The sequence below is a fragment of the Acinetobacter sp. V89_4 genome (assembly GCF_029967875.1).
GTDB classification, from domain to species: Bacteria; Pseudomonadota; Gammaproteobacteria; order Pseudomonadales; family Moraxellaceae; genus Acinetobacter; species Acinetobacter oleivorans.
Genome location: NZ_JASCAI010000020.1, coordinates 175,767 through 202,650 on the forward strand (window position 1 = coordinate 175,767; position 26,884 = coordinate 202,650).

The 26,884-nt window shown below is 35.3% G+C and carries 34 protein-coding genes; 23 read left to right on the top strand and 11 right to left on the bottom strand.

Translation table 11 applies throughout. The features are described 5' to 3' along the window. Nucleotides 1-42 precede the first annotated feature (42 nt). From QLG01_RS08310 to QLG01_RS08345, 8 genes are all read left to right on the top strand, one after another. The gene (locus QLG01_RS08310; RefSeq protein WP_151768634.1) at nt 43-573 is read left to right on the top strand and encodes a spore coat U domain-containing protein; all 531 of its coding nucleotides are present in this window, start codon (nt 43-45) and stop codon (nt 571-573) included. 73 nt (nt 574-646) lie between these two features. Continuing rightward, complete coding sequence (locus QLG01_RS08315; RefSeq protein ID WP_282496218.1) at nt 647-1,351, top strand: fimbria/pilus periplasmic chaperone; 705 nt, start codon at nt 647-649, stop codon at nt 1,349-1,351. Nucleotides 1,352-1,360: 9 nt separating this feature from the next. Then, on the top strand, nt 1,361-3,820 hold the full coding sequence (locus QLG01_RS08320; protein ID WP_282496219.1) for a fimbria/pilus outer membrane usher protein: 2,460 nt from the start codon (nt 1,361-1,363) through the stop codon (nt 3,818-3,820). Beyond that, the gene (locus QLG01_RS08325; RefSeq protein ID WP_282496220.1) at nt 3,811-4,833 is read left to right on the top strand and encodes a spore coat U domain-containing protein; all 1,023 of its coding nucleotides are present in this window, start codon (nt 3,811-3,813) and stop codon (nt 4,831-4,833) included. The genes QLG01_RS08320 and QLG01_RS08325 overlap by 10 nt, the downstream gene beginning before the upstream one ends. A gap of 228 nt (nt 4,834-5,061) precedes the next feature. Continuing rightward, the gene (locus QLG01_RS08330) at nt 5,062-5,748 is read left to right on the top strand and encodes a glutathione S-transferase family protein (RefSeq protein ID WP_282496221.1); all 687 of its coding nucleotides are present in this window, start codon (nt 5,062-5,064) and stop codon (nt 5,746-5,748) included. 7 nt (nt 5,749-5,755) lie between these two features. Beyond that, a complete protein-coding gene (locus tag QLG01_RS08335; RefSeq protein ID WP_282496222.1) occupies nt 5,756-6,517 on the top strand; it encodes an SDR family NAD(P)-dependent oxidoreductase in 762 nt (253 codons plus the stop codon). A gap of 11 nt (nt 6,518-6,528) precedes the next feature. Beyond that, nucleotides 6,529-7,212 carry an SDR family NAD(P)-dependent oxidoreductase gene (locus tag QLG01_RS08340; RefSeq protein ID WP_282496223.1) on the top strand — a complete coding sequence of 228 codons (684 nt, stop codon included), beginning with the start codon at nt 6,529-6,531 and terminating at the stop codon, nt 7,210-7,212. A 78-nt stretch (nt 7,213-7,290) separates the two neighbouring features. Further along, nucleotides 7,291-7,848 (top strand): chorismate mutase, encoded by a 558-nt coding sequence (locus tag QLG01_RS08345; RefSeq protein ID WP_282496224.1) that lies wholly within the window; start codon nt 7,291-7,293, stop codon nt 7,846-7,848. 154 nt (nt 7,849-8,002) lie between these two features. Here QLG01_RS08345 and QLG01_RS08350 read toward each other — a convergent pair whose 3' ends face one another. From QLG01_RS08350 to QLG01_RS08375, 6 genes are all read right to left on the bottom strand, one after another. Next, nucleotides 8,003-8,620, bottom strand: coding sequence for a LysE family translocator (locus QLG01_RS08350; RefSeq protein ID WP_282496225.1), 618 nt, complete (start codon nt 8,618-8,620; stop codon nt 8,003-8,005). Nucleotides 8,621-8,693: 73 nt separating this feature from the next. Beyond that, complete coding sequence (locus QLG01_RS08355) at nt 8,694-9,524, bottom strand: sugar phosphate isomerase/epimerase (RefSeq protein ID WP_282496226.1); 831 nt, start codon at nt 9,522-9,524, stop codon at nt 8,694-8,696. 512 nt (nt 9,525-10,036) lie between these two features. Then, nucleotides 10,037-10,918, bottom strand: coding sequence for a CopD family protein (locus QLG01_RS08360; RefSeq protein ID WP_282496227.1), 882 nt, complete (start codon nt 10,916-10,918; stop codon nt 10,037-10,039). Between the two features lie 70 nt (nt 10,919-10,988). Next, nucleotides 10,989-11,360, bottom strand: a complete 372-nt coding sequence (locus QLG01_RS08365) for a copper resistance protein CopC (RefSeq protein WP_282496228.1) — start codon at nt 11,358-11,360, stop codon at nt 10,989-10,991. Nucleotides 11,361-11,590: 230 nt separating this feature from the next. Continuing rightward, nucleotides 11,591-12,967 carry a heavy metal sensor histidine kinase gene (locus QLG01_RS08370; RefSeq protein WP_282496229.1) on the bottom strand — a complete coding sequence of 459 codons (1,377 nt, stop codon included), beginning with the start codon at nt 12,965-12,967 and terminating at the stop codon, nt 11,591-11,593. After that, nucleotides 12,960-13,640 (bottom strand): heavy metal response regulator transcription factor, encoded by a 681-nt coding sequence (locus tag QLG01_RS08375; RefSeq protein WP_199942670.1) that lies wholly within the window; start codon nt 13,638-13,640, stop codon nt 12,960-12,962. Before QLG01_RS08375 ends, QLG01_RS08370 begins: the two co-directional genes overlap by 8 nt. 151 nt (nt 13,641-13,791) lie before the next feature. On the opposite strand from QLG01_RS08375, the gene QLG01_RS08380 reads away from it, so the two are divergent. Both QLG01_RS08380 and QLG01_RS08385 read left to right on the top strand, forming a co-directional pair. Next, nucleotides 13,792-14,136: a hypothetical protein gene (locus tag QLG01_RS08380; RefSeq protein WP_282496230.1), complete on the top strand. Its 345-nt coding sequence runs from the start codon at nt 13,792-13,794 to the stop codon at nt 14,134-14,136. A gap of 643 nt (nt 14,137-14,779) precedes the next feature. Continuing rightward, nucleotides 14,780-15,334 carry a TetR/AcrR family transcriptional regulator gene (locus QLG01_RS08385; protein ID WP_282496231.1) on the top strand — a complete coding sequence of 185 codons (555 nt, stop codon included), beginning with the start codon at nt 14,780-14,782 and terminating at the stop codon, nt 15,332-15,334. 53 nt (nt 15,335-15,387) lie between these two features. On the opposite strand, the gene QLG01_RS08390 is transcribed toward QLG01_RS08385, so the two are convergent. The 3 genes from QLG01_RS08390 to QLG01_RS08400 all read right to left on the bottom strand — a co-directional run bounded on the left by QLG01_RS08390 (nt 15,388) and on the right by QLG01_RS08400 (nt 17,746). After that, nucleotides 15,388-15,909, bottom strand: coding sequence for a hypothetical protein (locus tag QLG01_RS08390; RefSeq protein WP_224970830.1), 522 nt, complete (start codon nt 15,907-15,909; stop codon nt 15,388-15,390). A 114-nt stretch (nt 15,910-16,023) separates the two neighbouring features. After that, nucleotides 16,024-16,746 carry a type 1 glutamine amidotransferase gene (locus QLG01_RS08395; RefSeq protein WP_282496232.1) on the bottom strand — a complete coding sequence of 241 codons (723 nt, stop codon included), beginning with the start codon at nt 16,744-16,746 and terminating at the stop codon, nt 16,024-16,026. Between the two features lie 253 nt (nt 16,747-16,999). Beyond that, nucleotides 17,000-17,746: an SDR family oxidoreductase gene (locus QLG01_RS08400; RefSeq protein ID WP_282496233.1), complete on the bottom strand. Its 747-nt coding sequence runs from the start codon at nt 17,744-17,746 to the stop codon at nt 17,000-17,002. Between the two features lie 112 nt (nt 17,747-17,858). On the opposite strand from QLG01_RS08400, the gene QLG01_RS08405 reads away from it, so the two are divergent. The 7 genes from QLG01_RS08405 (at nt 17,859) to QLG01_RS08435 (ending at nt 21,796) form a co-directional block, all read left to right on the top strand. Continuing rightward, a complete protein-coding gene (locus QLG01_RS08405; RefSeq protein ID WP_282496234.1) occupies nt 17,859-18,713 on the top strand; it encodes a LysR family transcriptional regulator in 855 nt (284 codons plus the stop codon). A gap of 183 nt (nt 18,714-18,896) precedes the next feature. Beyond that, on the top strand, nt 18,897-19,121 hold the full coding sequence (locus tag QLG01_RS08410) for a hypothetical protein (RefSeq protein ID WP_004791641.1): 225 nt from the start codon (nt 18,897-18,899) through the stop codon (nt 19,119-19,121). A 149-nt stretch (nt 19,122-19,270) separates the two neighbouring features. Continuing rightward, nucleotides 19,271-19,645, top strand: coding sequence for a TonB C-terminal domain-containing protein (locus QLG01_RS08415; RefSeq protein ID WP_144735652.1), 375 nt, complete (start codon nt 19,271-19,273; stop codon nt 19,643-19,645). Nucleotides 19,646-19,935: 290 nt separating this feature from the next. Continuing rightward, on the top strand, nt 19,936-20,205 hold the full coding sequence (locus tag QLG01_RS08420) for a hypothetical protein (RefSeq protein WP_199944443.1): 270 nt from the start codon (nt 19,936-19,938) through the stop codon (nt 20,203-20,205). A gap of 107 nt (nt 20,206-20,312) precedes the next feature. Then, nucleotides 20,313-20,513 (top strand): hypothetical protein, encoded by a 201-nt coding sequence (locus tag QLG01_RS08425; protein ID WP_004791647.1) that lies wholly within the window; start codon nt 20,313-20,315, stop codon nt 20,511-20,513. Between the two features lie 185 nt (nt 20,514-20,698). Further along, nucleotides 20,699-21,208 (top strand): hotdog fold domain-containing protein, encoded by a 510-nt coding sequence (locus QLG01_RS08430; RefSeq protein ID WP_282496235.1) that lies wholly within the window; start codon nt 20,699-20,701, stop codon nt 21,206-21,208. A 15-nt stretch (nt 21,209-21,223) separates the two neighbouring features. Then, nucleotides 21,224-21,796 (top strand): lysozyme, encoded by a 573-nt coding sequence (locus QLG01_RS08435; RefSeq protein ID WP_013197408.1) that lies wholly within the window; start codon nt 21,224-21,226, stop codon nt 21,794-21,796. Nucleotides 21,797-21,881: 85 nt separating this feature from the next. Here the strand turns inward: QLG01_RS08435 and QLG01_RS08440 are convergent, their stop codons facing one another. Continuing rightward, nucleotides 21,882-22,298, bottom strand: coding sequence for a carboxymuconolactone decarboxylase family protein (locus QLG01_RS08440; RefSeq protein WP_005306496.1), 417 nt, complete (start codon nt 22,296-22,298; stop codon nt 21,882-21,884). Nucleotides 22,299-22,408: 110 nt separating this feature from the next. Between QLG01_RS08440 and QLG01_RS08445 the strand changes: the two genes are divergently transcribed. The 3 genes from QLG01_RS08445 to QLG01_RS08455 all read left to right on the top strand — a co-directional run bounded on the left by QLG01_RS08445 (nt 22,409) and on the right by QLG01_RS08455 (nt 24,018). Continuing rightward, nucleotides 22,409-22,723 (top strand): helix-turn-helix domain-containing protein, encoded by a 315-nt coding sequence (locus QLG01_RS08445; protein WP_004791654.1) that lies wholly within the window; start codon nt 22,409-22,411, stop codon nt 22,721-22,723. A 611-nt stretch (nt 22,724-23,334) separates the two neighbouring features. Next, entirely contained in the window at nt 23,335-23,577 is a 243-nt protein-coding gene (locus QLG01_RS08450; RefSeq protein WP_034591202.1) for a hypothetical protein, read from the top strand. A gap of 177 nt (nt 23,578-23,754) precedes the next feature. Next, nucleotides 23,755-24,018, top strand: coding sequence for a hypothetical protein (locus QLG01_RS08455; RefSeq protein WP_282496236.1), 264 nt, complete (start codon nt 23,755-23,757; stop codon nt 24,016-24,018). A 53-nt stretch (nt 24,019-24,071) separates the two neighbouring features. On the opposite strand, the gene QLG01_RS08460 is transcribed toward QLG01_RS08455, so the two are convergent. Next, a complete protein-coding gene (locus QLG01_RS08460; protein ID WP_282496237.1) occupies nt 24,072-24,926 on the bottom strand; it encodes a DMT family transporter in 855 nt (284 codons plus the stop codon). Between the two features lie 225 nt (nt 24,927-25,151). Between QLG01_RS08460 and QLG01_RS08465 the strand changes: the two genes are divergently transcribed. The 3 genes from QLG01_RS08465 (at nt 25,152) to QLG01_RS08475 (ending at nt 26,861) form a co-directional block, all read left to right on the top strand. Beyond that, nucleotides 25,152-26,021, top strand: coding sequence for a LysR family transcriptional regulator (locus tag QLG01_RS08465; protein WP_004791662.1), 870 nt, complete (start codon nt 25,152-25,154; stop codon nt 26,019-26,021). A gap of 151 nt (nt 26,022-26,172) precedes the next feature. Then, the gene (locus QLG01_RS08470) at nt 26,173-26,304 is read left to right on the top strand and encodes a hypothetical protein (protein WP_004643213.1); all 132 of its coding nucleotides are present in this window, start codon (nt 26,173-26,175) and stop codon (nt 26,302-26,304) included. Nucleotides 26,305-26,573: 269 nt separating this feature from the next. After that, nucleotides 26,574-26,861, top strand: coding sequence for a hypothetical protein (locus QLG01_RS08475; protein ID WP_049836941.1), 288 nt, complete (start codon nt 26,574-26,576; stop codon nt 26,859-26,861). The last annotated feature ends 23 nt before the right edge of the window (nt 26,862-26,884 follow it).

A 26,884-nucleotide genomic window follows, 5' to 3' on the forward strand; every position in this document is an offset into this window, starting at 1 on the left:
ATATCTATTACTTTTAACAATTTCATTTAAAAGGTTTTAACTATGAAGAAGACTTTTTTTCATTTATCACTCATTGCTGTAGGGTTATTTTCCCTCAATGCAGCAAATGCAGCTACAGCAACAGGTACATTAACTGTTAAGGCAACCGTAACGAATAGTTGTGTCTTAAATACTTCTGCAACCGGAACGACAACAAATGCAGTTTTAGACTTTGGTACACTAAGTTCACTTACTAGCAATGTCGATGCAGATACCACAACAACAGGTGGTACCTCAATTAAAGTTCTTTGTAATAATACTGTGCCATGGACTTTGTCATTTGATGGTGGTCAGAATGTTTTATCAACTCAACGTCGTATGATTGGTGGTGCAACTAGCAACGAATATATCCCTTACAACCTTTTCTCTGACACAGGACGTGCCACAGCAATCGGTATTGCAACAACTGCCTATAGTGGAACTGCAACTGGTAATGTTCAAACAGTGAATGTTTATGGCCGTATTCCTGCCGGCACAACTTTACCAAGTGCTGGTAGCTATGTTGATAGTGTAACTGTAACGGTAACTTATTAATTTGTATGAATTAAAAATACATTAGCCCTTTTAAAAGGGCTAATACATTAAAAAAGTTATATTTGAGCAAATTATGAAAAAAAATATTTTTATTATTACGGGATTATTCTTATCTTTATCTAGCTCTATTAACGCCGCGACAATCCGTCTTTCGCCTGTGAATGTAGAAATATTAAGTAATCAAAATGCTTCATCAATTAGTTTATTTAATCAGTCAAATGAAAGTACTGATTTGCAGATTCGCGTATTTGAATGGACTCAAAAAAATGGACAAGATCAGTTAACACCTACAGATGAGATTGCCATTAGTCCACCATTTTTAAAATTACAACCTAATGATTCTTATAACTTACGTGTAGTCAGAATTAATCCAACACCTATTTCTGGTGAAAAAACCTATCGTATTATTATTGATGAATTACCAAAACCAATAGATAGCCGTAAAGCTGCTCAGGGCGTAAATGTATTACTTCGCTCATCATTACCCGTATTTGTAGTCAATAGAGATGCAATCACTAAACTAAATTGGAAAATTGATACAAATCAGGAAGCGCCTTCTTTAAATATTAGTAATATTGGAAACCGACATGCGCTCTTAAATAATTTAATGCTTGTTGATACAACAGCGAATAAAAGTTACCCGATTAAAGTAAATACCGTAAATGGTTATATTCTTGCGGAGCAGGCACGAAGCTACTCGATTAGTAACTTTACCTATCAGCCAAATCATAAATACAGTGTATCTCTGACAGTTAACGGCAAGAAAACCACACTTTAAGAGGCTTATATGAAATACATTATAGGTGTCTTATGTGTTACGTATTTTCCTGTGTATTCTTTTGCCGAACAGTTACAAGATTATACGAATACTGCGGTTCCTAGTGTTCCTAAATCAGTTGGTAGCAATAATAAATATACACAATTAGAGACGAATGAACAGGATCAAGAAGTTAATTTCATTAAATTATTTTTAAATGTTTCTATTAATTCTAATGCATCTGAAGACTTAGTTGCTGCGAAGCAATCTAAGGATGGAAAGTTATTTATCCGTTCAGGTGTGTTAAAAACGTTAAGACTAAAAATAGATGAGCAGCTTCCTGATAGCCAATGGGTGTGTATTAACGAGCTAAAAGGAATCCAGTTCAAATATTTAGAGAATGAACAGGCTCTAAATTTACAAGTTCCGTCGAGCATGTTAACTGGTTACTCAGTTGATTTAAGCGGCCAGAAGGTCACCAGTCCTCATTTGCTGAAAATGAAGCCCTTAAATGCGGCTATTCTGAACTACAGCCTGTATAACACTATAACCAATGACGAGAATGTTTTCTCAGGTTCGGCAGAAGGGATTTTTAACAGCGCAATTGGTAACTTTTCTTCGGGCGTTTTATACAACGGTAGTAATGAAACGAGTTATAGCCATGAAAAATGGGTGCGCTTAGAAAGTAAGTGGCAATATGTAGATCCTGAAAAAGTCAGGATATATACCTTAGGGGATTTTATTTCCAATAGTTCTGATTGGGGGAATAGTGTACGTTTGGCGGGTTTCCAGTGGTCGAGTGCTTATACTCAACGAGGTGATCTTGTCACCTCGGCACTGCCGCAATTTTCAGGCTCGGCTGCACTTCCTTCGACTTTAGATTTATACGTTAACCAGCAAAAGATTTATTCAGGACTTGTGCCATCAGGCCCATTTGACATTAAGCAGCTCCCGTTTATTTCAGGCAATGAAGTTACCCTTGTGACTACTGATGCAACGGGTCAGCAGAGCATTACTAAACAGGCTTACTATTTTTCATCCAAAATTCTGGCAAAAGGCATTAATGAATTCTCAGTAGATGTTGGTGTTCCACGCTATAACTACGGACTGTATTCAAACGATTATGATGATGCCACTTTTGCTTCGGGTGCGATTCGATATGGCTACAGCAACTCACTGACTTTAAGTGGTGGTGCAGAGGCTTCGACAGATGGCCTATCAAATCTAGGCACAGGTTTTGCCAAGAACCTGTTTGGTTTTGGAGTGGTTAATGCTGATATTGCAGCGAGCCAGTATAAAGATGAAAACGGTTATTCTGCTTTGCTTGGCTTAGAAGGACGCATTAGTAAGAACATTTCGTTTAATACCAGTTACCGTAAGGTATTTGATAATTACTTTGACCTTGCCCGCGTGTCTCAAATTCGATATTTAAAAGATAACCAGATGACTTCTGAGCCGCAGAACTACCTGAGCTACAGTGCATTGGCAGATGAGATTTTTAGGGCAGGGATGAGCTATAACTTTTACGAAGGGTATAGCGCCTATCTGGGTTATAACCAGATCAAATATAGCGACAATGCTAATAAATTAGTATCTGCCAATTTAAGCGGAACTCTGAACAAAAACTGGGGCTTTTATGCATCAGCTTATAAAGATTATGAAAATCAAAAAGACTATGGCATTTACTTTGCGCTGCGCTATACACCATCTACCCGAGTTAATGCGATTACAAGTGTTTCTAGTGACAACGGCAGTCTAAGGTATCGCCAAGAATTATTCGGTTTATCAGAACCTCAAATCGGTTCATTTGGATGGGGAGGCTATGTTGAACGTGATCAGGATGCGCAAGAGAATAATGCTTCAATTTATGGCTCTTACCGAGCTCGGGCAGCTTATCTGACAGGTCGATATAACCGAATTGGAGATAATGACCAAGTTGCAGTTTCAGCGACAGGATCATTGGTTGCGGCAGCAGGTCGGATTTTTGCGGCCAATGAAATTGGAGACGGCTACGCAGTTGTGACCAATGCTGGGCCACAAAGCCAAATTTTAAATGGTGGAGTAAATCTAGGAACAACAGATAAATCTGGAAGGTTTCTTATTCCAAGCCTCATGCCATATAGAGAGAACCATATTTATTTAGATCCATCGTATCTCCCTTTGAATTGGAGTGTGAAGTCTACAGACCAGAAAACAGTTGTGGGTTATCGCCAAGGGGGTCTTATTGACTTTGGTGCTCATCAGGTCATTTCTGGATTAGTAAAACTTGTTGACCAGAATAATTCACCTTTATTACCGGGTTATACGGTTCGAATTAATGGTCAGCAAGAGGGTGTAGTTGGCTACGACGGTGAAGTATTTATTCCAAACCTATTAAAGCAAAACCAGCTTGAAGTCGATCTTCTGGATCATGGTTCATGCCAAGTTGACTTCACATATAACAGTAATCAGTACTCAACTAAAAAATTGGGACCTTATGTATGTCATTAAATATTATGAATAAGGCTCAAATAGAGAGCTATAAGAAATTTTCATTGTCTTTAAAATACTTTATAGGTATTTGCTTATTTTATCTTGTTTATGCATTTTTTAGTCCAGCACATGCTGCTTGTACGGTAGCTGGAACCACAAATAATACCTTTACCTACACAGCAGCAAATATTAATAGTGATGCAACTGTAAACCTTTCAGGAACAATTACTTGTACGAATGGAGGAATAATACCTCAGATATCTCCATTTATGTGTATGAAGACAGTATTTACAGGAGCAACTACTGCGAATAATAGTGTGACTTTACCATATACGGTCACTGCAACTGTAGGTGGAGCAGGTTCTTCTACCACCAACCAAACCTCCAATGTTTGGTATGGTCCAGTGGTAACACTTGCTTCAAATAATATTCTTAGCTACTCAGTAAATGTGAAAGTACCAGCTCGAACGGGGTCACTCATTGCCTACCCTAAAGGAACCTATACAGCTACGGTTCAACTATTTTGGGATATGGATCTTTTAGCGGTGTTATGTTTAGGTGATTTACTCAGCTGGGACTCTGGAAATGTAACTTTAACAGCGAATTTTGTGGTACCAAGTATGTGCCAATTAAACTCAACCTCAACAGTAGATTTCAGCAATATTAATGATATTAGTACGACTAAGCGGGATTACACAGCGCAAGGAGCAGTAAATTCGACCTGTAATTATGGAACGCCATATAGCATTTATTTAGGAGATGGAAACAACCGTATTGCTGGGGGATTCAGGCGTATGACTAATGGTAATAATGAATATATTCCCTATCAGTTATATAAGGACTCTAATTATAGTACGGTGTGGGATACCACAGGTGGCGTGACCAATATCGGGGGAGCCGGTGGGGTATCGGGTACAGGAACAGGTAGCGCTCAAAGCACACCTGTCTATGGAAAAATTCCACAAGGTACTTCCATTGCAAGTACACCAGGAAGCTATTCTGATAGTGTTGTTGTGACAGTGACTTATTAATTTATCAAATATACGCGGTTCTATTTTAGTCGCATGGTTCCGCGTAATTTCAATTATATTCATTAAAAATGGCTAAACATAAAATTATATAAATCAATTAATTTTGGCTTTTTAAAACTTATTCGTCATCAAAAACAGTTTGACTTAAAAATACATTCTGTATATTTATTGATTGGTTCTAAAAAAGAACTAGTTGGCTAAACACGCAATTAAAATAAAGGTGAATAAATGTCGGATATTGTTTTGCATCAATGGGAAATTTCCCCATTTTGTCAGAAAGTTTCAAGAATTTTAAAATTTAAAGGAATTTCATTTGAAACAGTTAACTATAACGGCATTTTGGGGGCTAAAGTTCCTTTGCTTAGTAAAGTGGGTAAAGTACCTGTAATTGACCATAATGGACAGCGAATACAAGACAGTACCCGAATCGCTCGCTACCTAGAAGAAACATATCCAGATACACCACGGCTTTATCCAGAAGATCCAAATCAAAAAGCACTTGCAGAGCTGTGGGAAGACTGGGCAGATGAAGCTCTCTATTTTTATGAAGTCTATTTACGTGTAAACGACCCAGATGCGCTAAAAGAAGCAATTCGCATTAGTAGTATTGGCCGCCCAGCGTATGAAAGACCAATGGTAAAAGGATTTATTTTAGCCGAGTTAAAAACACAGCTTTTCTTTCAAGGTCTAGGTCGAATGAAAGCTGAAAATGTTGAAGCAGAGTTTAGAAGACACCTTGACCGTATCGAACAAGTTTTATCGCAAAGTGAATGGCTAGTTGGAGACTCTCAGACAATTGCCGACATTGCGGTGGTCGCTCAACTTGGTGAAGTGGTTCGCACAAGCAAAAAATTTAGTAAAGAAATTTTGGATCGTCCGTTTATTGCTTTATGGTATAAAAAACAAACAGGGTGAAATGACCATGACATTAGCAACACCAGATAAAAAAATAGATTGTGCAGTTGTCATTGGCGTTGGTGCATTACAAGGTATTGGTGCAGCCGTGAGCCATCGTTTTGCAAAAGAAGGTTTAAAAGTTTATGTCGCTGGGCGTACTTTCCAGAAAATTGAAGCAGTGGCTGCCGAAATTCATTCGAAAGGTGGGGACGCTGTCGCATTTCGTTTAGATGCAGAAGATATAAAGCAAGTACAAGCTTTATTTGACACAATCACCAGTCAAAATGAGCGCATTACTGCTGTCATTCATAATGTGGGGGGAAATATTCCCTCAATCTTTTTACGCAGTCCGCTGTCGTTTTTTACGCAAATGTGGCAATCCACTTTTTTATCAGCTTATTTAGTTTCTCAAAGCTGTCTGAAAATCTTTAAAGATCAAAACCACGGTACGCTTATTTTTACAGGTGCGAGCGCTTCTTTACGAGGGAAACCTTTTTTCGCAGCTTTTACCATGGGTAAATCTGCTTTGCGGGCTTATGCACTCAATCTAGCTCAAATCTATAAATCACAAGACATACATATTGCTCATGTGATTATTGATGGAATGGTCGATGGCGATAGGGTAAATAAAGCATTATTTGGTCTGGGGCGGTTAGCCCGACTTACACGTGGCACGGGTGGCCTCAATATTGATGCAATTGCAGAAAACTATTGGATGCTTTATCAACAAACACCGAAGCTTTGGACACATGAACTCGATTTACGCCCTTACCAAGAAAAATTTTGAGAGAGACTAAAATGCTAAAAAAAATATGTCAGAGATTTCAAAAAAAGCAGGGCTGTGTTGTCGTTGCTGGTCATGATTTACACTTAATCGAGCGTGATTTTGTAATTTTAGATAAAAATGCACAATTTCCATTACACCTTTATCAAGTTGTGCATGATTCGGCTGCACAAAAAATCCAAGTTCATTCCATCAACGATGGCTTGACAGCAGTTCATTTGAACTTAGTAAATGCAGATCATTTAAAAAGCTTGGTGCGTTATATTTCCACTCAAAGACATACAATTGAACTCTGTGTGTTTCAACCGAATTTTTCATCTTCGCCAAATATTGAGGCTTTATCTTTAAAAGAGATTGAACACAATTGGCAGACCACAGGTTTAAGTGCGGTGAGTGTGGCGCAAGCTGTGATTAAGCCGATGTTAAAGCAGCAGCGGGGCACTGTTATTTTTCTTGGCGCACCATTTAACAACTCGATCCATTATGATGTGTTAAGCCAAAGCATGTTTGCGGGTATTCGTGCTTTAGCGCAGTCATTAGCAAGAGAGTTTCATCCTAAAGGCATTCATATTAGCTATTGCATGGTTGAAAAATGGGATGGACAGAACCAGCATTTTATTTCATCTGTTAAGCAAGTGTGCCAACATATCTATCAGCAGCCTGATTCGGCATGGAGTCAAGAACTCAGCCTATCTTGAAATTTTACTTTCGCATGTTGTTAAAATACAGTACTGATCTGGAATGACAACAGAACAATAATTTCGATAGGTATTTACATGGCAAAAATTAAGAGTGCTCAGCCAGCTGTTAAAGTGGTTTGTACGTTGGCAGCTTTCATGTGTGTTTCTTCATTAGCGCAAGCATATCAATATGATCAAACTGCTCGTTTAATTAACGAGCGTTTATCTTATATGAAAGATGTCGCGGGTTATAAAGCAGAACAGCATTTGCCGATTGAAGATTTAACTCAAGAAAAGAAAGTTCTTGATCAATCACTTTCTGAAGCCGATTCTTTTGGCCTAAGTAGTGAAACAGTAAAGCCATTTATTGTGACTCAAATGAATGTTGCGAAGGCAATTCAGTACCGATATCGCGCAGACTGGTTGTCGAGTCCAGAAAGCAATTGGAAACCGCAAGATTTAGCCGATGTACGTTTAAAAATTAGTACGCTAAATACTGAGCTTTTAAAAAATATAGCCTATGAACTCAAGAAAAATAATAACAAAGCTCCTTATAGCTGTAGCTACATGTGGACTGTACAGCACCCTCAACTTAAAGAGGCCGATAAAAAAGCTTTATGTATGTCATTAAATAAAATTAAATTAAAACAATAGGTTTTTAAAAGTGGGGCATATAAATTGCTGATTCAATCCAGATTAAATCAGCAATCTCTTCAAGCTTAAATTTGTAGAAGTAGTTGGATGAGTGCGGAAATACTTTAAGGGATAAACGCTTCTAGCTTAAAAGCGTTTATAACTGTTTTTTCATTTATTGAGTAATCAGCAAAACAGCGAGAATAAAAAAGATACAGCCACTGATTTTATTTAATCGAGCAAAGTTATTTCCCGACAGCATTTTTTCTTTAAAAATTGAAGAAAAATTAGCGTATACCAAATGGATTAAGAAACCAATTAGGCAAAAAGTTAAAGAAAGTATTAAAAATTGGTTTATTATTTTTTCTTTTATATCAATAAATTGTGGAAATAGGGCAATAAAGAAGACAATCGTTTTTGGGTTGAGAAGTGATGCGAATAATCCTTGATAGAATAATTTAGATTTACTTACCGCTTTTTCACTTGTTTCAGTGTCTAATAAATCTTGAGAAGGTGATGTTTTTAAAAAGTTTTTATAACCTAGATACATTAAATAAAATGCACCAATAAATTTCAATACAGTAAAAATAGTGGGATTACTGGTAATGATTAAACCCACTCCACTTGCCGAAATGACTGCAATGACAAACATACCAATAATTAACCCAATAATTCCAAATAGGGCTGTACGGACGCCGTAATTGATTGAGTTTGTAACTGTAAATAAAACGCCAGGGCCTGGACTAGATAGCGTAAGAAAGGCAATTGTTATGAAAACTAGTAAACCACTCACTTCATATATCCTTTTAAAAATGAATTACTTAAATTAAAAAAGCCTTCTGATGTTCCTCAGAAGGCTTTTAGTTTTATGCGCTTGCCAATTCTTTAACTGAATCTAAAGTAGTTTTGTCTCTCACCTCAAAGGCAACAAGACCTTTCCAATTGTGGCGGTTAATTGTTTCGATAAAGTCAGAATAATTTACAGTGCCGCGACTAATACTAAAATGTTGATCTTGTTCACCATTATTATTGCTAAAAGAAATACCTTTAATTTTGTCATGGTATTTATCTACCACAGCAACTGGGTCACCTTCACCCACATTTGCATGTCCTGCATCTAAGAAGAAATAGACATTTTTATGGTCAATTTTATTAAAAACATAATCGTATTCTTCCATGTGGGTAAACACATAATGGAAGGGACGATAGTTTTTATAATTTGATAAATTCTCTAAATAAATATCAACTGATTTTTCAGCAGCATATTCAGCTAATTCTTTAATAGATAAAATATAGTTATCAAGAGCTTTTTGTTTAGCCAATACAATTTTCTTTGGTTCTACAATACCACCACCGTGAATAACTAAAGGTGCTCCAATTTTTGCGGCAATATCAATTTCTTTTTTAACATATACAACCGCTGCTTCTCGTAAATAATCAACATCGCTACCTAATGGTGCTTTGAAGTTACCGTGAAAAATAGGTTGTACATTATATTTTTTGATTAAGCTGTTTAGATCTTCGATTCGTTCATCAGACCAGTCTGGAACCATTTCCCCATGTAAACTTCCATCCACATACCAGTGGGTACATCCATCGTTATATGCCCTAAGGATACCTTCTTCGGCTGGTAAATATTGCTGATGGGCAATTCCAGAAGCAAAGTTTAGGTAATTATTCATTAAAGGCGAAGTCATTGTTATGTTCCTGATTTATTAATGATATTTTGGGTGTAATTATTTATTCACTCGTTACCCAGCCGACATCTTATTTTTATTTTGTCACAAATACATTAGACTAAAGTCTAATGTATTTAAGTGGGCTATATGTTTATACAGACAGATCTGTATATTGCATAATTTATCAAAATATTGAGGCTGTATTTTTAAAAAACTGTTCTTGTATTCGTTAGATATACTCAAAAATAAGTAATTTTTAATATATATAGTTACTAATTATTATTTTTTAAATTTTAGAAATTTTTTATTATTAGCATTATATTACAGATTTTTGCGTGTATATTTAATGGTCTAATAAGAAAATTAATAGTTTGTTGGTTCGAATTATATACATTATACAAATAATCATACTGTTTGCTGAAGCTGAATTATTGAATGGTAGTTTGAATTTTAATCATTGTTGACTCTACTTTATAATCATAAAACTGAAAAATATCCTAGATAAAGATACATCTGTTATATATTTCTTTTTATTCAATACCAACAACAGTCGTAATGTAGCTCGTTGTTAAAAGGATGGCTAGGCCTAATGACATTTCAAATAAAATGGCGTAACCCAACTGATTTGTAAATTTTGGATGCTGTAAACGAGGAGTGAAATACCATTTATTAAAGGCTGCTAGTAATAAAATAGATAGCACAAAGAGCAGTTTGATAATAAGCCCATGCCCGTAAGGAGTATTGAGTAGCGCATTGAAATTTTTAAGTAACAGCAGGGCAATAGTAACACCACAGAGAAGTAAAACTCCGACAATAAAGGCTGCAATTTTTCCAAAAAGATGCATACGTTCTTTTAACGGTAGGCCTTGAATTATTCTGCTCGTTTTCCATAAGGGATAGAGTGAACCCATCCATAAAGACATTGCGAATACATGTGTTGATAGTAAGATTTGCGCAAATAAGGATAAATTCGTGACATGACCTAATTGAGAAAAACTGAAAACAATGGGTATTAATAGTAGAGTGAAAATCGATCCTTCAAATTTAGAAATCTGACTAATTCCACTGTTTAACTTTACGAGCATAAAGAGCAATAAAAGCAGAAAGCTCATTGATCGAATGATGTAGACGTGACCAATCGGCGTATTAATGATTAGATTTATATAGTTGCTATTCCACATACCTGATAGGCCAGTATTGGCAAAACTTCCGATCAGAATAAAGAAACCAAAACCACTTGAGATTAGTCCTAAACCTGCACCAACAGTGATGTATTTGATAATAATTTTTTTAATTTCTACATAGTGTCCAAGCAAGAAATAACAGAAGGCACCTCCAATAAAAAATGCGGTCCCCAAGTATAAAAAAGCTTTAACAAGCCAAGTCGCATATATCCAAGTTTCAGGCGCCATATTCTTCTCTCTATACAATATGCCAGCTCATTGCTGGCATGGATTAGCGATATTTTTTTATTTTTCTGGTTTATTTAATAGTGAAAGTATATTCGCCACTCATGTTGTGACCATCAGAGCCCATTGTGGTCCACACTACGGTATATCTTCCTTTTTTTAGCTTTGGTACAGCGACTTCAAATGATTTTTTTAAATCATGACTCACTTGGTAATTTAAAGGAATGTCTCTACGTTGAGCATCAAGCAACTTAACGTTCATTAACATGACTTCGCCGCCAAAATTAAGCGTTATATTTTTAGGTTGACTCACTACCGAAGCATTAATAGCGGGAGTTGCGCTTACTAGGCTGACATGTGCAAATACGTTGGAAGTAGCAACAATCATAGTTGCTCCTACTAGAATATTCTGTAGAGCGGTCATTTTGTTGTGAACAAGCTTCATGTTTTTATCCTCGTAAAATGAATATTTGACTAAGTAATGACTGAATTAAAATAAAGGACGTACTTTATTGGTCACACTCTTTGTATGCCTATTATTCAAGATAGAGAGAAACGCGTTGATGACTCCAAAATTACATTTTTGTTATTTTGAAAAAATCGAGAACTTATTGGTACTAAAGGACTTTTCTGTTTTGGTAGTCTTGTCTGGTTAGCTTGCTTAGATTTAAATATTTAATTTTTAAAGATAATTTTAAAGATAATACGTCCATCATCATAGTTGGCTTGAATTGTAGCGCCATGTACATCAAGAATAGATTTGGTAATTGCTAACCCCAACCCTGTACCTTCTTCAACTCGCTGTCTTGACGAATCTGTACGATAAAAACGATCAAATAATCGAGTAAGTTGTTCTTGTGATAGGGGGGAGCTTTCATTTTCAATGGTTAGTTCAGTTGTATCACTATTCTGTTGGCATTTAATTTTGATGATCGAATCTGATTTACCATATTTGATTGCATTTGATAAAAGATTGCTAAGCGCTCGGCGTAACATTGAAGGATCACCCTCGACATAACCTTGGCCAGTTTGTTTTAGTGACATGCCTTTTTCAGCAGCAATCGCATCATAAAAATCAAATAATGCCGAGACTTCTTTGACTAGATTTACTTGTTGTAAGTTTGCTCTATGTAAGCCATGTTCTGCTTTCGCAAGAAAGAGCATATCGGACACCATTCGGGCTAAACGTTCAAATTCTTCCAAGTTGGAAAATAGAATTTCCTGATAGGTAGTGATATCTCGACTACGCGATAGACAAACTTGGGTTTGAGTCATCAGGTTGTTAATCGGTGTTCTAATTTCATGGGCAAGATCAGATGAAAAATCCGAGAGTTTGCCTACGACTGTTTCTAATCGATCTAACATATCGTTAAATGCAATAGCTAACGATTTCAGTTCAGTTGGTGTGTTGTCGACATCTAAACGCTCGGAAAGATGCTGAGCTGAAATGCCTTCTGCAACCTTTGCCATGTTTTGAACTGGACGGAGCCCACGCCAAGCAGCAAACCACCCCAAGAGCATCAAACAAATTGTACCGATAACACCGATATATAAGAGCTGACGTCTAAAATCGTTTAAGAAATGTAGGTGCTCAGATGTGTCAATACCCACAATAATTTGAGCTGATGGAATAGCGCTATTTTGATCGAAAGACTTTTTATAAATTAAGCCATGATAAATTTTATTTTGGACTTTCCATTCAAGCCACGGACCATGTTTAGATTTTACTAATGTTTTATTCTTAAGCACTGTTGGCGATGAGCTAAAAATAATTTGACCGCTCGGGCGCTCTATTTGCACGATCAGGTCATGATGTCCCACTAAGGCATCTTTTAAATATAAGTTTAATTCAGAATGATTGTGATGATTTTGCTCAAGTAGGTTTTCTACAAGTTGTATTTTACCTTCTAATTGAGTTCTATCTTGAGTTTCAAAATGATGCATGACAAGTTGGTGAATGACCAATCCCATAATCATTAAGATAATAACCGTAGAAAAAGAAAAAAGAATTGCAATACGAAAGCTGATCGCATTAAACAGTTTATTAGGCATCTTCAACCTCTAACACATAGCCCATTCCACGTATGTTCTGGATCAGCTTAGGGCTGAAGTTACTATCTATTTTATTTCTTAAACGTTTAATAGCGACTTCTACAACATTGGTATCACTATCAAAATTCATATCCCATATTTGAGAGGCAATGAGGGTGCGAGGTAAGATTTCTCCACGTCTACGCATGAATAATTCCATCAATGCAAACTCTTTTGCTGTTAAGTCAATACGTTGACCCGCTCGAGTGACACGACGCTTACGAAGATCAAGCTCAAGATCGGCAATGCTAATAATATTACTATCTTCTTTTTGTTGCCCACGACGGAGTAAGCTTTTTATTCTGGCAAGCAGCTCAGCAAAAGCAAAAGGTTTTACCAGATAATCATCGGCCCCAAGTTCTAGACCTTTAACTCTGTCTTCAATTTGATCACGTGCTGAAAGAAAAAGAATGGGCATGGTTTTCCCGCTTTTTCGGATATCGTTAATAATGTTCCAACCATCTAACTTCGGTAACATCACATCCAGAATAATCAAGTCATATTCTTCTACAAGCGCTTGATGTTTACCTGATAATCCATCAGTCACCCAATCGGTAATATATCCAGCTTCAGATAAACCTTGTTTAAGGTAATCACCTGTTTTTATTTCATCTTCAACCAATAAGATTCTCATTTATAAAAAATCTCATATTATTCACTGGGAATATAATAACGTTATAAACACATGATTCGGCGTAGATTACAAAAATGTCATTTTCAGGTCACCTAGATGTCCGTTGGAAGCCTATAGGGTATTTAGATAAAGTTAATTTTTGGATCTAAAAATGAAAACTCTATTTCGCCGTAGTTTAACAACGCTTATGTGTGTTGGTGCTTTAATTACTGGAACCCAGTCTTGGGCAGAAGATGCAAAACAAACAACGGCTGCGAATGCGGAAATCAAGCCAAATTCTAAAGCACAAGAAAAATGCACAAAACCTTGTAGCATGAAGAATGATGGAAAAATGCAGCAAGACCATACGCAGCATGAGCATGGCAATATGGCAGATATGTCTCAAATGGATCATTCTAAAATGAGTGAAATGGACCATTCACAGATGATGAATATGGAACACTCTAAAATGGGTGACATGGATCATTCTAAAATGATGAACATGTCGAATAAATAAAAGAGTAAAGAGCACTGTTTTAGTAAGTATGGTTAAACAGTGCTCTTTGTATATACTATTGTAATCCAATGAAAAACTATAATTATTTAACCATTTTCTAGTCAATATCACATTGACACCCAAAACCTCTCCGATTATCCTTTGCCTGCTGGCCACATTGCCAGTCGGTTTTAGCAGACCGTTTTCATCTAGGACATCAAAAAAGTAATTTTTTGGTGTCGAACTCGTTCGTCTCCCTTCGTAGCGGTAGGACGGAGGAGGGACGCCCTCGGGCGTGCCGGTTCCTAGATGACTGGTCTGCTAACCCTTCTTCGTTCTGCCACCATAATCATTTAGCAGTGATTTGGCAGAACTTCTATTTCATCTAGGAGTTCGCATATGCGTACTATTTCATCTCTCTCATTGGCAGTCCTTGCCAAAGTCTTTACATCTATACCTCACTGGCATTTAAAGCGGTTTAATCGACTATAGGTTTTAACCTTTAGATCATTACGACTAAAAAATCATATCAACAATAAAGCCTGAGATATGTAAGGCAGGATTTGTGCTGCCTTGATGTGCCTGTTTTTAGCACTCGATTTAAGAGTGGCGGCATTTTTATCTCATTTATATACAACAAAAAATTATTTTAAACGCTATGTCTATGCCAACTTTAGAAGCATCATTCAAAGCACTGCGAGTGCTGCACGCGGCAAGAAATTTATTGAATCAATATGGCTTTAATAATGTCGGTGTAGACCGAATTGTTAAGGATGCCAAAATACCCAAAGCCACTTTTTATAACTGCTTTTCATCTAAAGAAAAACTTATTGAGATGTGTCTGACTTTTCAAAAAGATGCGTTAAAAGACGAGGTGTTTTCCATTATCCATTCATACCGTGAACTTATGGTGTTCGATAAATTAAAGAAAATCTTCTTTTTACATGCTGACTTAGATGGGTTTTATCATTTGCAGTTTAAAGCCATTTTTGAAATTGAAAAGCTTTATCCCGCCGCCTATAAGGTCGTTAGTGACTATCGAAATTGGCTTATTAAAGAAATTTATAAGCTGATTTTAACCGTAAAAGTTACCGCTAAACTTGAAGATGCCTATATGTTTTTATTTGTGATTGATGGGGCAATGGTTCAGCTTTTAAGTGCAAATAAGATCGATGAAAGAGATAAGTTATTAGAATATTTTATGTCGATGCTTACTTAAATTGTCGAAGACTTTAATGCTTAAAGAAAAGCCCTCAAGTGAGGGCTTTTAACTTATCTAATAGAAGGCTGACTTAAGATTTTGTAGACCTTTTCTTTATATACATCATTTGAAATCACGCCTTTATCGCGCTGTTGTTTTAGCGATTTAAACTGCTGACCATTAATTTCTCTTTGAATGCCAACATTATCATGATTTCTAATGTAGTAAAGACTACGCTCATGATCACTCATATTGACTGTTTCTTCAGCAGAGTAAGACGGCTTAGCTTCCTTTTCTTGATATTGTTTTGCAATTTCAAAAAAATCTACATTTTGGTGATTAGTGCCAGAATTAGAAAACTCTTTTGGTTGCCCATTAAATTTATGTTCTTGAGAATTTGCGTTTACTGCAAGCATGCTCTTATGCTGATTAAAGTTAGGTGGGGTATATTCTTGTTTCATTTGAAATGTGTTTGTTTCAGAAAAAGCTACAGGAGAAAAAAGACTAATATTTAAAGATAAAAAAATTAATAACAATCTATTCATTTCTTTTGAAGTCCAATTGAAATTGAGTAAGTCACTGTATTGTAACATTAAAATTGATTTTTTTGGAGATTGAATTTTGAGTGGATTTGATCATCTAGTAAATAATAAAATCTATAGGCGAGTGTAAAAGCCAACTTAAGAAGGCTTTTTACAGTCATTTTTTTAATGTTGTTTTGAGTAGTCTTCTTTCAGTTTATCCAGAAAAATAAAAAGGTTTTGATTCATCTCTTGGTAATCGTGATTTCTTAATTCTTCACGACTATTCACGAATTTATAATGGTGAGCCTGATTTAACTCGGCTTCTGAATGTTGAATCAGCAATTCAACAACTTCTGTAGTTAATTCCATGTGACATTGCAATCCATACACTAATTTTGAATATTCAATAATTTGTCTTGGACAACCTGCGCTAAAAGCGATGATTTTTGCGTTGGGAGTTAAACCCGGCATATCATTATGCCAATGCCCAACTTCGGTCATTTTTCCTAAGTGTGAAAACTTAGAGTTTGTTATGCCATATTCAGTAAGCATAATTGGAAATTTGCCAATTTCTCTTTCAGGGCTATGCTCAAATTTGGCCCCTAAAGCTTGACCTATCAATTGAGATCCTAAACATACCCCGATAACTACTTTATTTGCTTCAATCGCTTTTTTAATGATTGATTGTTCAGCTAATGAATTAAAGTGAGGGCACATCTCTAGTGTCGTATCGGGATCTTGTGGACCACCCATCACAATAAGGAAATCTATATCTTCAGCAGAAGATGGCAAAGCTTCATTTAAATATACTCTTGAATATGTAATTTTGAAGTCATTATTTTGAGCCCATATTTCATACGCACCGGGTGCTTCAAAATCTTCATGAACAATAAAATGTAGGCGCATGTTAGTCCTCAAAATCTAAGCGTTAATTAATAGATCATTTGTTATGAATCGAGGGTAGATTAAGGGCTGTAGGCTTTATCGAATACATCCAGTTTTTAAAAGTTATATGGTCCAGATGTATGAGTTTTTAATCTTACTAGAGAATACTTATGCATCTGATTAACAATAAGATGAAGGTGAGAATTTGTGTGAGGTTCTATTTAGAGCTCCACACAAAGAGTTCTCTATAAGATGAGATCTAAAATTTTTAATTTCAGAGTGTTTGTCCATTATCTAATTTTAAGATTTGTCCTGTCACTGATTCTGCTTTTAATAACATGAGAGCAGTTTGAGCAATATCTTCTGGAGTAGAAATCCGTTTTAAGGGAAGTTCCCCAAATAGCGAGTTCATTTTATCTTCATAGCCAGCCCACCATCGAGTAGCAACAGGCCCCGGTGCAATACAATTAACCCGTATAGAAGGGGCTAATGCGTGTGCTAAAGATTTTGTTAAACCATGGACAGCAGACTTAGAGACAGCATAAGGTAATGAAGAGCCGTAACCTGTTTCACCAGCAATACTTCCAATATTAAGAATGGCACTGTTTGTATTTTGCCGAAGAAATGGAGCTGCTGCTCGGCTGCATTGAAAAGTACCTTTCAAATTAACAGCGATAAGTTGGTCCCAAATATCATTTGTTACATCATCTAAGTCATCAAATTTAAGCTGTTTTGTAATGCCCGCGTTGTTAATCAGATAGTTAATTTTGCTAAATTTTTTTACTACAGTTTCAATCATTGTTTTGACTTCGTCATCTGCTGAAATATTGGCTTTTATCGCAAAGGCTATTCCATTCTTTTTTGTGATTTCATCTATAGTATTTAAAACTTCTTTCTCACTTTTAGAGTAAACAATCGCTACGAAAGCACCTTTTTCTGCAAGCAGTTTACTAATAGCTTGACCAATACCAGTGCCACCACCAGTGACAATAGCAACCTCATTTTGAAAGTCGAGATTCATAAGATTTTCCTTTTTGAATAGGCTTAAGAGTTTTCTATTTCTTGAATATTAGTATTTAAGTTTATTTGTTAAAATCGAAATTATATGAAGGCATACTACGGATTTTCCGAAGATGAGATATTTCGATACCACCTTACTTTCAACTTTTGTTGTCGTAGCTCAGTCTGGGACAATTTCATTAGCTTCTTCAAAATTAAATCTGTCTAATTCAACCATTAGCGAGCAGATCTCAAAATTAGAAGAGTTTGTTGGCAAGAAATTAATGATTAGAGACCGAAAAGGTTCATCACTAACAACTGAGGGTGAGATCTTATTGGCAGAAGCTGAGAAGATCTTACTGTCTTGTTCTATGACTTTAGACAAAATAAGAGGAGTTGATATTTCTGGAGAATTTAGGATAGCGATTACAGATTATTTTAGACCCAATGACTTAACAATTATTTTAAAAAGAATCCAGAAGAAATTCCCAAACTTAAAGCTGCATATTTCAATCATGAAAAGTTCTGATATTAAAGATAATTTCTTTTCAAATATTTTTGATTTAGCTATCTACATGAATATTGGTGAAACAATAGAAAAAGATATTCAGGCCATTAAATTATCCGAAGAACCTCTGTTTTGGATTAAGTCTCATGAATGTGAACTTGAAGATAATCCTATTCCTATTGTGACAATGTCTTCGGGCTGTATTTTGAAAAATTTTATCGAAGAAATTTTGCAAAAAGAGAAAATCCCTTTTTATGTTGCACATACTGCTACAGGGGTAAAAGGTATCGCGGCTGCAATCGAGGCTGGTCTAGGAATATCATGTTTAAATAGATCTTCGTTAAACAGTAATATTCAAATTATTAACTCCAAAGATAATTTACCTTTACTTCCAAATGTTGAGTTTATGCTCTATAAAACTTCTGAAGAAAATATAACAACAAGTGCGATTAGCCAAATTTTAATAGAAGAGTTTATTTAAAAGAGTAAAGCATATGCCATGATCATTAAATCATGTTATAGAGTTGCTCCAATTATCTACAATAACGTCTCACCTTAAAATATTTCTTTAAATTTATTATTAAGTATTACTAAATAGTTGCGGTGTGACAATAGCTGTTTAATTTGTTAAGTTGTGTGGTTTTTATAACGGTAGTCAAAATTTATGAAGACATTTCTACTTATATCTTTATTGGGTTTTGGGCTGATTGGCTGTGCTTCATCTCCATATAATTCTCAAGAAAACTATTTAAATAACGCTCCAACTGTTCCAGTTAATAAGGCATTTAATAGTTTTAAAACACCTGAACACGGAATTTTTACTGATCAAGATGTCTATAATGTGCCGGAAAATTCAAATATGAATTTTCGTTATGAAGTCCCTTTTTAAAGAAAAATAAAACATTAATCTAAACAAAGGTAGATCAGGATGACCTACTACCTTTGCTGGCTAGGGATAATCAGTGATTAATATCGCCTTCGGGTGGTTTTTTAAAATTTAAACTGTTAAATTTTAATTATTGAAAAAAGGTATTTTAAATGAAAAACTTCACTATTATTGCTTCTTTATTTTTATTAGTTGGGTGTGCGACTGGCCATAAACAGGTTATACCTGTTCAAGTGACCGATAATAAAATTACTTCAGAAGCTGAAAAATATAAAAAGCAATATCAAAAGAAAATTTATAAAATATGGGATATTCCAGCATCTTCAGCTGGTATGAGTGCAAGCGTTAAAGTATTTTTAACTGATAGTGGAGAAATTGAGCAAATCATCTTTTTAGATAAAGAAGAACAAAAATTTAAAACAAGTATTGAAAAGGCGATTTGGCGTGCAAGCCCATTTGCTTTGCCTTCAAATCCTGAAGTAAGAAAGCAAGCCAGAAAATTCAATATGAAATTTCAGGCTAAATAAGTAAGTTCTTCTTCAGTGTGTGGGCAAATTTAAAACTTTTAATGTATATAAATTTGCTCTCTTATTTCATGAAACAGCGGAGTAGTTAGTTTAATGGATATATAGATTTCATTAAAAAAAGTAAAAACAACATATCATTTTAAATTGAAAATAAGACAGTTGATGGAAAGGTAAACAAAAGATAAAAATTAATTACATTGCTATCAAAACATAACATAAACAAAACTTTAAATAGGCATTAAATTAATATAAAAAAATGATATGAACCCTTAAATGTGACAAGAAAAAGTATGAGTCAAGTAAGCAAATCCCATAGTGAAAGTAAGGCAACCTCAGTTGTCGCGTGGGGCGTAATTTTATTTGGAATTGTTTTGGGAATAGCCTTTATTTTGTCATATGGGCAAGTTGAAACAAGAAATGATAATTTAGACATTATTCAAGTTTGGTCTAAAGAAATGGTTACAGTCGGTCTTTTCATTATATTTAATGGACTACTGTTTGGTTACTTACTTTTAAAAATTAGTAGTATTTTGAATCATCTTGAAAATAACAAAAACTAAAACGTATCCGAAAGTGTCAGTTACACAAATGATGATGGTTTGGTGTTGAATGTAGCCGTTAATTATTTAAGCATGGAATGACACAAGTTAAGTAGAGGATGAATCTCATGATAGATGAAGAAAAACCCTTAAATTTTGACGATGATGAAGAGCCTCTCGATTTTGCCGATGAAGAATTTATCGATGATAAAAAAGAGGATGAGTTGTATAACAGCATTACCAAAGATGGTTCGAGTGTAGATCCGGCCGATGATGGTGAACGACACATTCGCCCTGAAGATGGCGATCCCATCGAAATTGAAGAATAATTTAAAGCCCAATTCAATATTGGGCATTTTTAATATATTAGGCTTCATATTTGAGCAGTATGGTACGTCCGAGGTTATTTAATCATTATCATTAATGACTCAAAAAATTTAAAACTAAGCAATGAGTGTAGAAGTGGGTACATATATATTTATTGAATGATTAATTCTCGAATTGAAGTAAAACTATGAGTAATTATATTTCTACATTTACCAAAAAAATCAAAAATAAAGCTGTTCCACCGGTCAATGATGTTCTGCTCGCGTTTAAGACTTTGAAAAATGTACCAGGCGGATTAACGCTATTATCAAAAGTTGTTAGTCGAGTTGCTCCATATTTTCAAACTGTAAATCCAATGATTCAAAAATTAGATTTGAACCTGTGCGAAGCTTCAATCAAAAAAAATAAATCAATCGAAAATCATATCGGGACGGTACACGTTATTGCCATATGTAATGGGCTGGAATTTGTCATGGGTGTATTAGCTGAAGCATCAGTACCTCAACATTTAAGATGGTTACCTAAAGGTATGAGCGTAAATTATGTAGCTAAGGCAGATTCTGATATTAAGTTAGTAGCAACTATTGATGACGAGTGGAAAGTTGGAGATATGCAAGTAAAAGTTAATGCTTATAGAGCGGATGGGCAGCCTGTAGTTCAAGGGTATATTACGCTTTGGGTTACAGAGAAAAAGTAAATAACAGGGCATTAAATGCAAAAAATATTGGATTATCTCCGCAAATTTTTTACTGCTAAGCCTCAGCAAGATGCAGCAGTGGATCAGATTGCTACAGCAACTGATTATGGTGATGAATTGATAGGTGTCGCTGTTGATGAGATGTCTCTTAGTTTAGAAGGTGTAAACCTAATTTGTAATTTTGAAGGATTAAAACTTAGTGCTTATGACGATGGTACTGGGGTATGGACTATTGGATATGGCACGACGCGATATCCTAATGGCCAGCGTGTAAGTGAAAGAGACCGATGCACACTTGAACAGGCTAAAGCTTATATGCAGCATGATTTAAAGATATTTGAGCGCGCAGTAAATAGTGTTGTAAAAGTGCCTTTAAAACAGAATCAATTCGATGCATTAGTCTCTTTAGCTTATAACATTGGAGTTGGGGCTTTTAAAAATTCGACCTTACTCAAAAATTTAAATTTAGGTGATTATAAAGAGGCTGGAAACCAGTTTGATGTCTGGGTCAATGCTGGTGGTAAGCGGTTGCAGGGGCTAGTGAATCGCCGAGCAATCGAAAAGAAATTATTTTTATCGCCAAAATAGTGCTTTCAATTTTTATTAAACTTTGTCAAAAATTCATTAAAAGCCCCAAATAATTAGGGCTTTTTCATGTTAGGAAGAAAATAGATTAACTTTTATCACCTAAAGTGATTCTAAGCCGGTTTAAAGCCCCCATGAGCGAAATGCTGGTCGTTAACTCTACAATCTCTCTTTCACTAAAATATTCAGCTAAATGAGCTTTTACAGTTTCAATTTTGTCAGATAGAAAAGTGACTGCCTCCGCAAGTTCAAGAGCAAGGTGCTGCTTCTTTGAAAAGGCATTCGAATGTTTATAGCCCGGAATTTTATCAATCACTTCTTGGCTTACTCCCATATCTCTTAATTCCTGAGCATGAAAAGCGCAGCAGTAAGCACAGCCGTTGATTTGGGACACATACAACTCAGCTAAAGCAATGATTTGAGGGTCGATGCCTGAGGTGCGGATAGATGCATGTGCTGAGTACAAATGATTAATCGTTTTTTTAGCAACTTCTTTATATTCCATAATATAGGCCAGTCTTTTGGTGATAGAAAACTATTATTTACCACTAGGTATAGATTGTAAATTAGGCACTATTTTGTTATATAGGTATATTTTTTATACCTAATTAAATAATGAAAGATAATATTTCTGGCTGTTCTGTAGAAGAGGCAATGACAGTATTGGGTGGCCGCTGGAGAATGTTAATTATTTCATTTCTCATCGAAAGACCTATGCGCTTTAATGAACTCAGACGTGCAATACCTAATATTTCACAAAGAATGCTAACTTTAGAATTGCGTTTTCTTGAAGAAGAAGGGTTTATTAATAGAGAGGTTTTTGCGGAAGTTCCTGTTAAAGTTGAGTACTCACTAACAGAAGATGGCAAGAAATTAAATGGTTTAGTTGATGTGCTAAAAGAAGTGGGCACTTGGCTAAAAGTAAGATAAGGCTAGTTAATTTTATAGTTTGATTTACGTTGTTTCAGATCGCACCGAGATCGCATGTCATCATTTTGGTAGTATCATTTATACAAATTTTAGGCATAAAAAAAGCCTGATGCTACGAATCAGGCTTCAGTATTCATCGACAATAGGAGTTGATGAACAAGACCAATCTAACAGACCTGATCTATAAAGGCAAACCAATGGCCGACCAGACAGTTCATATAAGTATAAGTTTTCTCAAATTTTAGGCATTAAAAAAGCCCTTGCTCGAAAGCGAAGGGCTTAGTCGTTCATTGATCTAGCAATGAACTATATAAGGCTCATCTCATACTAAGTTTAGTATATCTGAAATTGAAGTAACAAAGAAGAAAACATTCTAAATATCTTCATCACTCTATTTAAACTCAATTTATTCATTCCTATAGCAACTTACATGTTTGATAAATCAATACACAAAATTTGCACTTTGCATTTTTGAAGGCATGTTATTTGTGTGTAGCCCTCATTGGATCGGTTTAGGGAATAAACAATAGCCGTCTATAGATTATTCGAAATAAAGTTTTGTATGAATCAATTGAAGAGTGAGGACGCTAGAGGGAAGTAAGGAAGTAGAGATGAATTTGATTAGATTAGAAGAGCTTTCATTGATCAGTAATGCTGTTTTGACTCCCCAATTAAATAATTGGCCGTGTGTACGATCTGAAAATATGCGTGATGCTTCCTATAACAAGCCTAGAGATAACTTTTCGGAACAATCTGATAAGAAATTTTGTAAAAAATGGCTTAAACAACAAAAGAAAATACTTAAAAGTATTCCGAGTAATGCTGTTTTACTCAGCAGGAAAGATCCTATTTAGATTAGGTTTAAGGTACGTTTATAAAAAATGCATTACAAGGATGAGCATCTGTTTTACAAAAAATCTAGTTTTAACCAAATATACACACTTAAACAATTAGTTAAAAAAGTTTCAATAATCTAGCCCGATAGCATGTTAAGTTTTTCTCAATCATAAAAATTTAGAAAGGATTAAAACATGAAATTTTCCTACCTAGATCTTGCCGGAAATAATGTTGAAGTAGAATGTGAAAGTTATACTCATATACCCTCAGGAACAGCAGCAAAATCTACAGAAGGGGGTAATTATCATCTTAATGAAAACTTCAGTTTCTTTAAGAAAACTGAAGCTGATTCTATGCCTATCTATCGATTTGCTATTGACCGTAATTCTAATGTTTTTAATAGTGATGAGCTTCCAGCATTAGCTCAAATTGGTACAGACTGGAAAAATTTACATTAAATTTTTATTCAAAATAAAACCCTCAGTTGAGGGTTCTATATTATTTCTATGAGTTATTTCTTTTTAAATACAAGCAATAAGCCTAGTAAAATTGCAATCATTCCAATTAAACCTGCCAGAGGTAACGTATTTTTTAAAATTAGAAAATCTAAGAGCGCAGTAACAATGGGAACCAAATAGAACAGGCTTGTCACGTTGACAATATTGCCCTGATTTAAAAGTCTGTAAAGTAAAAGCTGTGCAACTACAGAAATTAAAATTCCAAGAAATAAGACAGAAATAATCAGTTGCGAATTCCACGTTATTTCAAAATGTTCAAAGGGAACTATAAATAAGCAAACTACAAGGCTAACTATATATTGTAGCGGTAAGACATCTGTCGGAGCCTGTTGAATGTTCTTTTGCATGATAGCCCCAAAGGTTATACAGATGAGGGCAGCTAAGGCAAAGAATATGCCGATTGGCGCAATAAACGACATTGTTAGGCTTTTCCAGACTAAAAGAATGAGTCCAGCTAAAGCAATGAGTAAACCGAAAAGCCTTTCTTTTTGTAAATTCTTTTCTAGAAGGCAAAGCGTTAAAATGGGTTGTATTCCCATAATTGTGGCCATCAAACCAGGCGTGACCCCATGAGCCATGGCTTTAAAATAGCAGATTGAATAACCTGCAATCATGAGTAGGCCCGTTAGTAAAACTTGCTTACGGGTTCCATGCTTGGGTAAGAGCCGTTTTCTAAAAATAGCCAGTAGCGACAGAGCAATTAAAGCAGTTGAAAAGCGCAGAATTAATAAGGCTATGGGTGAGGCATTATCGAGTCCCCAACGAGTAAAAATTGCGGCACTTCCCCAAAGTAAAACGAAAATAGATGTCGCACTTTGTGATGCAAGCATCTGTTTATTTAGGCGCATAAAACCTCCTCCTAGTGCGTAATATCTAAGAAATACGAAGTGATGAAATTGTTAGTCAGCGTCGCTATTAACGTGTCATTCAGACATTAATCAATTCACGGATAGCTTCTTTTAGAAAAATGAATTGTTTTAACTTCTTCTAATTTCAGTATGGGAGAGAGAATAGATAAAGAAAAGCGCATAATTCTTTTATATACTATTTGAAAATCGAATAGATAAATCGCAATGAATATAAAAAACTTACAGATTGATTGGTTAAAGTGTTTTGTCACAGTCGTTGATACAGGCTCATTGTCGAATGCAGCACCTGAGTTATATCGCTCTCAGTCTGCGGTTAGCATGCAACTGAAAAAACTAGAAGAAGCGTTACATTGCCAACTTTTAATACGAACACATCGACAAATTGAATTAACGTCGCAAGGACAGCTACTCTTAGGTTATGCACGTCGTATTTTAGATTTGCATGCTGAAGCTCAAATGGCATTTCATGGAGATGAATTAAAGGGTCGTATACGTCTTGGTGTACCTGATGACTATGCCGCTAAATATTTAACGCCTGTACTTAAACGCTTTGCACCACGTTACGGAGGGGTAGAAATTGAATTGATTTGTGAACAATCGACTTCTTTAATTCCACGAGTAGAAAGTGGTGATATAGACTTGGCATTAATTTCAAGAGATAACGCTCGTCAAGGAACATTGTTATTTCATGAACCAATGGTATGGGTTGGCTCTCCACAATTTGAACTCTGGCGAGAAGACCCGCTTCCAATTGCAGTTTACGAAAGTACCAGCCAAGCTAAGAAGAGTGCTATTCATTCTTTGGCATTACAAGGGCGCCGTTACCGTGTGGTGTACAACAGTTCAAGTTTGGCTGGTCAAATTGCAGCAGTTGAAAGCGGTTTAGCAATCGCTGTGTTCACACAATGCAGTGCACCTGAGCATTTAACCATATTAGGTGCAGATCATGGACTTGGGCCATTAGAGCCGATGGAGGCTGCTGTTTATCGGAGTAGGTCTTCTTTAGAGTCAAAAGCTGTAGACCACCTATATGAATTACTCATTAAAACGCTACGACACTCAGTTAATGTTTAATGACCAAATTTTAAGTTGATATTTAAAGATGAACTAAAGAGCTTTACATTTTTGCGTTAAATCTACAAAAAAGCCTAGAAACCTATGCTGATCGTAAAACTAATAAAAAGTATTTATTAACTCACTATCTAAATAATTCATGAGGTGAAATATGACAAAAATTATGGCTACCTTGGGTTTAGCTGCCATTATTTCTTTAAGTGTGAGTGCCTGCCAAGGTGAAAATGACACAAAGCAGCAAGATAAAACGACTACTCCTCATTCAATGGACAAAGATTCATAATCCAGATGAATTTCGAAACCCATCGTAAGATGGGTTTTTTTATATCTTTTTATTTTAATCTTAAAGTGTGAATTGTAACTCGAAATATTTATTTTTAATGGCACTGTTCAAAATATGTTGACTAATATACTTGGTTTTAAATATATTTAATTCAACAGGAATCACTTTAAATATAACTCTATATTTAAAGTGAATTGGTTACACCATCAGATCAGAAATTTAACCTTTAAATTTGATTATAAAAATATTAATTAATCAAGGAGGTCGGTATGGACGCTAAATTTCATTCTGAAAATGAATATGGTTTTATTCTAGATATTCTGAACACTTATATGGTGATAAAGAAGACATTAAAAGATGATCATTATCCTTATGATTCATTTGGTTATCTTCTTGCTCTTTATCAACCGCTCAAAGTTTATATCCCTCAGCTTCCTCATCCAAAAATTTATATTGAGATTGGTGGAATTTCATATGACAGAATGATTGTTGGGCAAACAGAGGATGAGACAGAAGCCATAAATATTTTATTGAATTTAGGCCAACTTGTTGCTTAACAATTAAGTGATATTTTAATGCT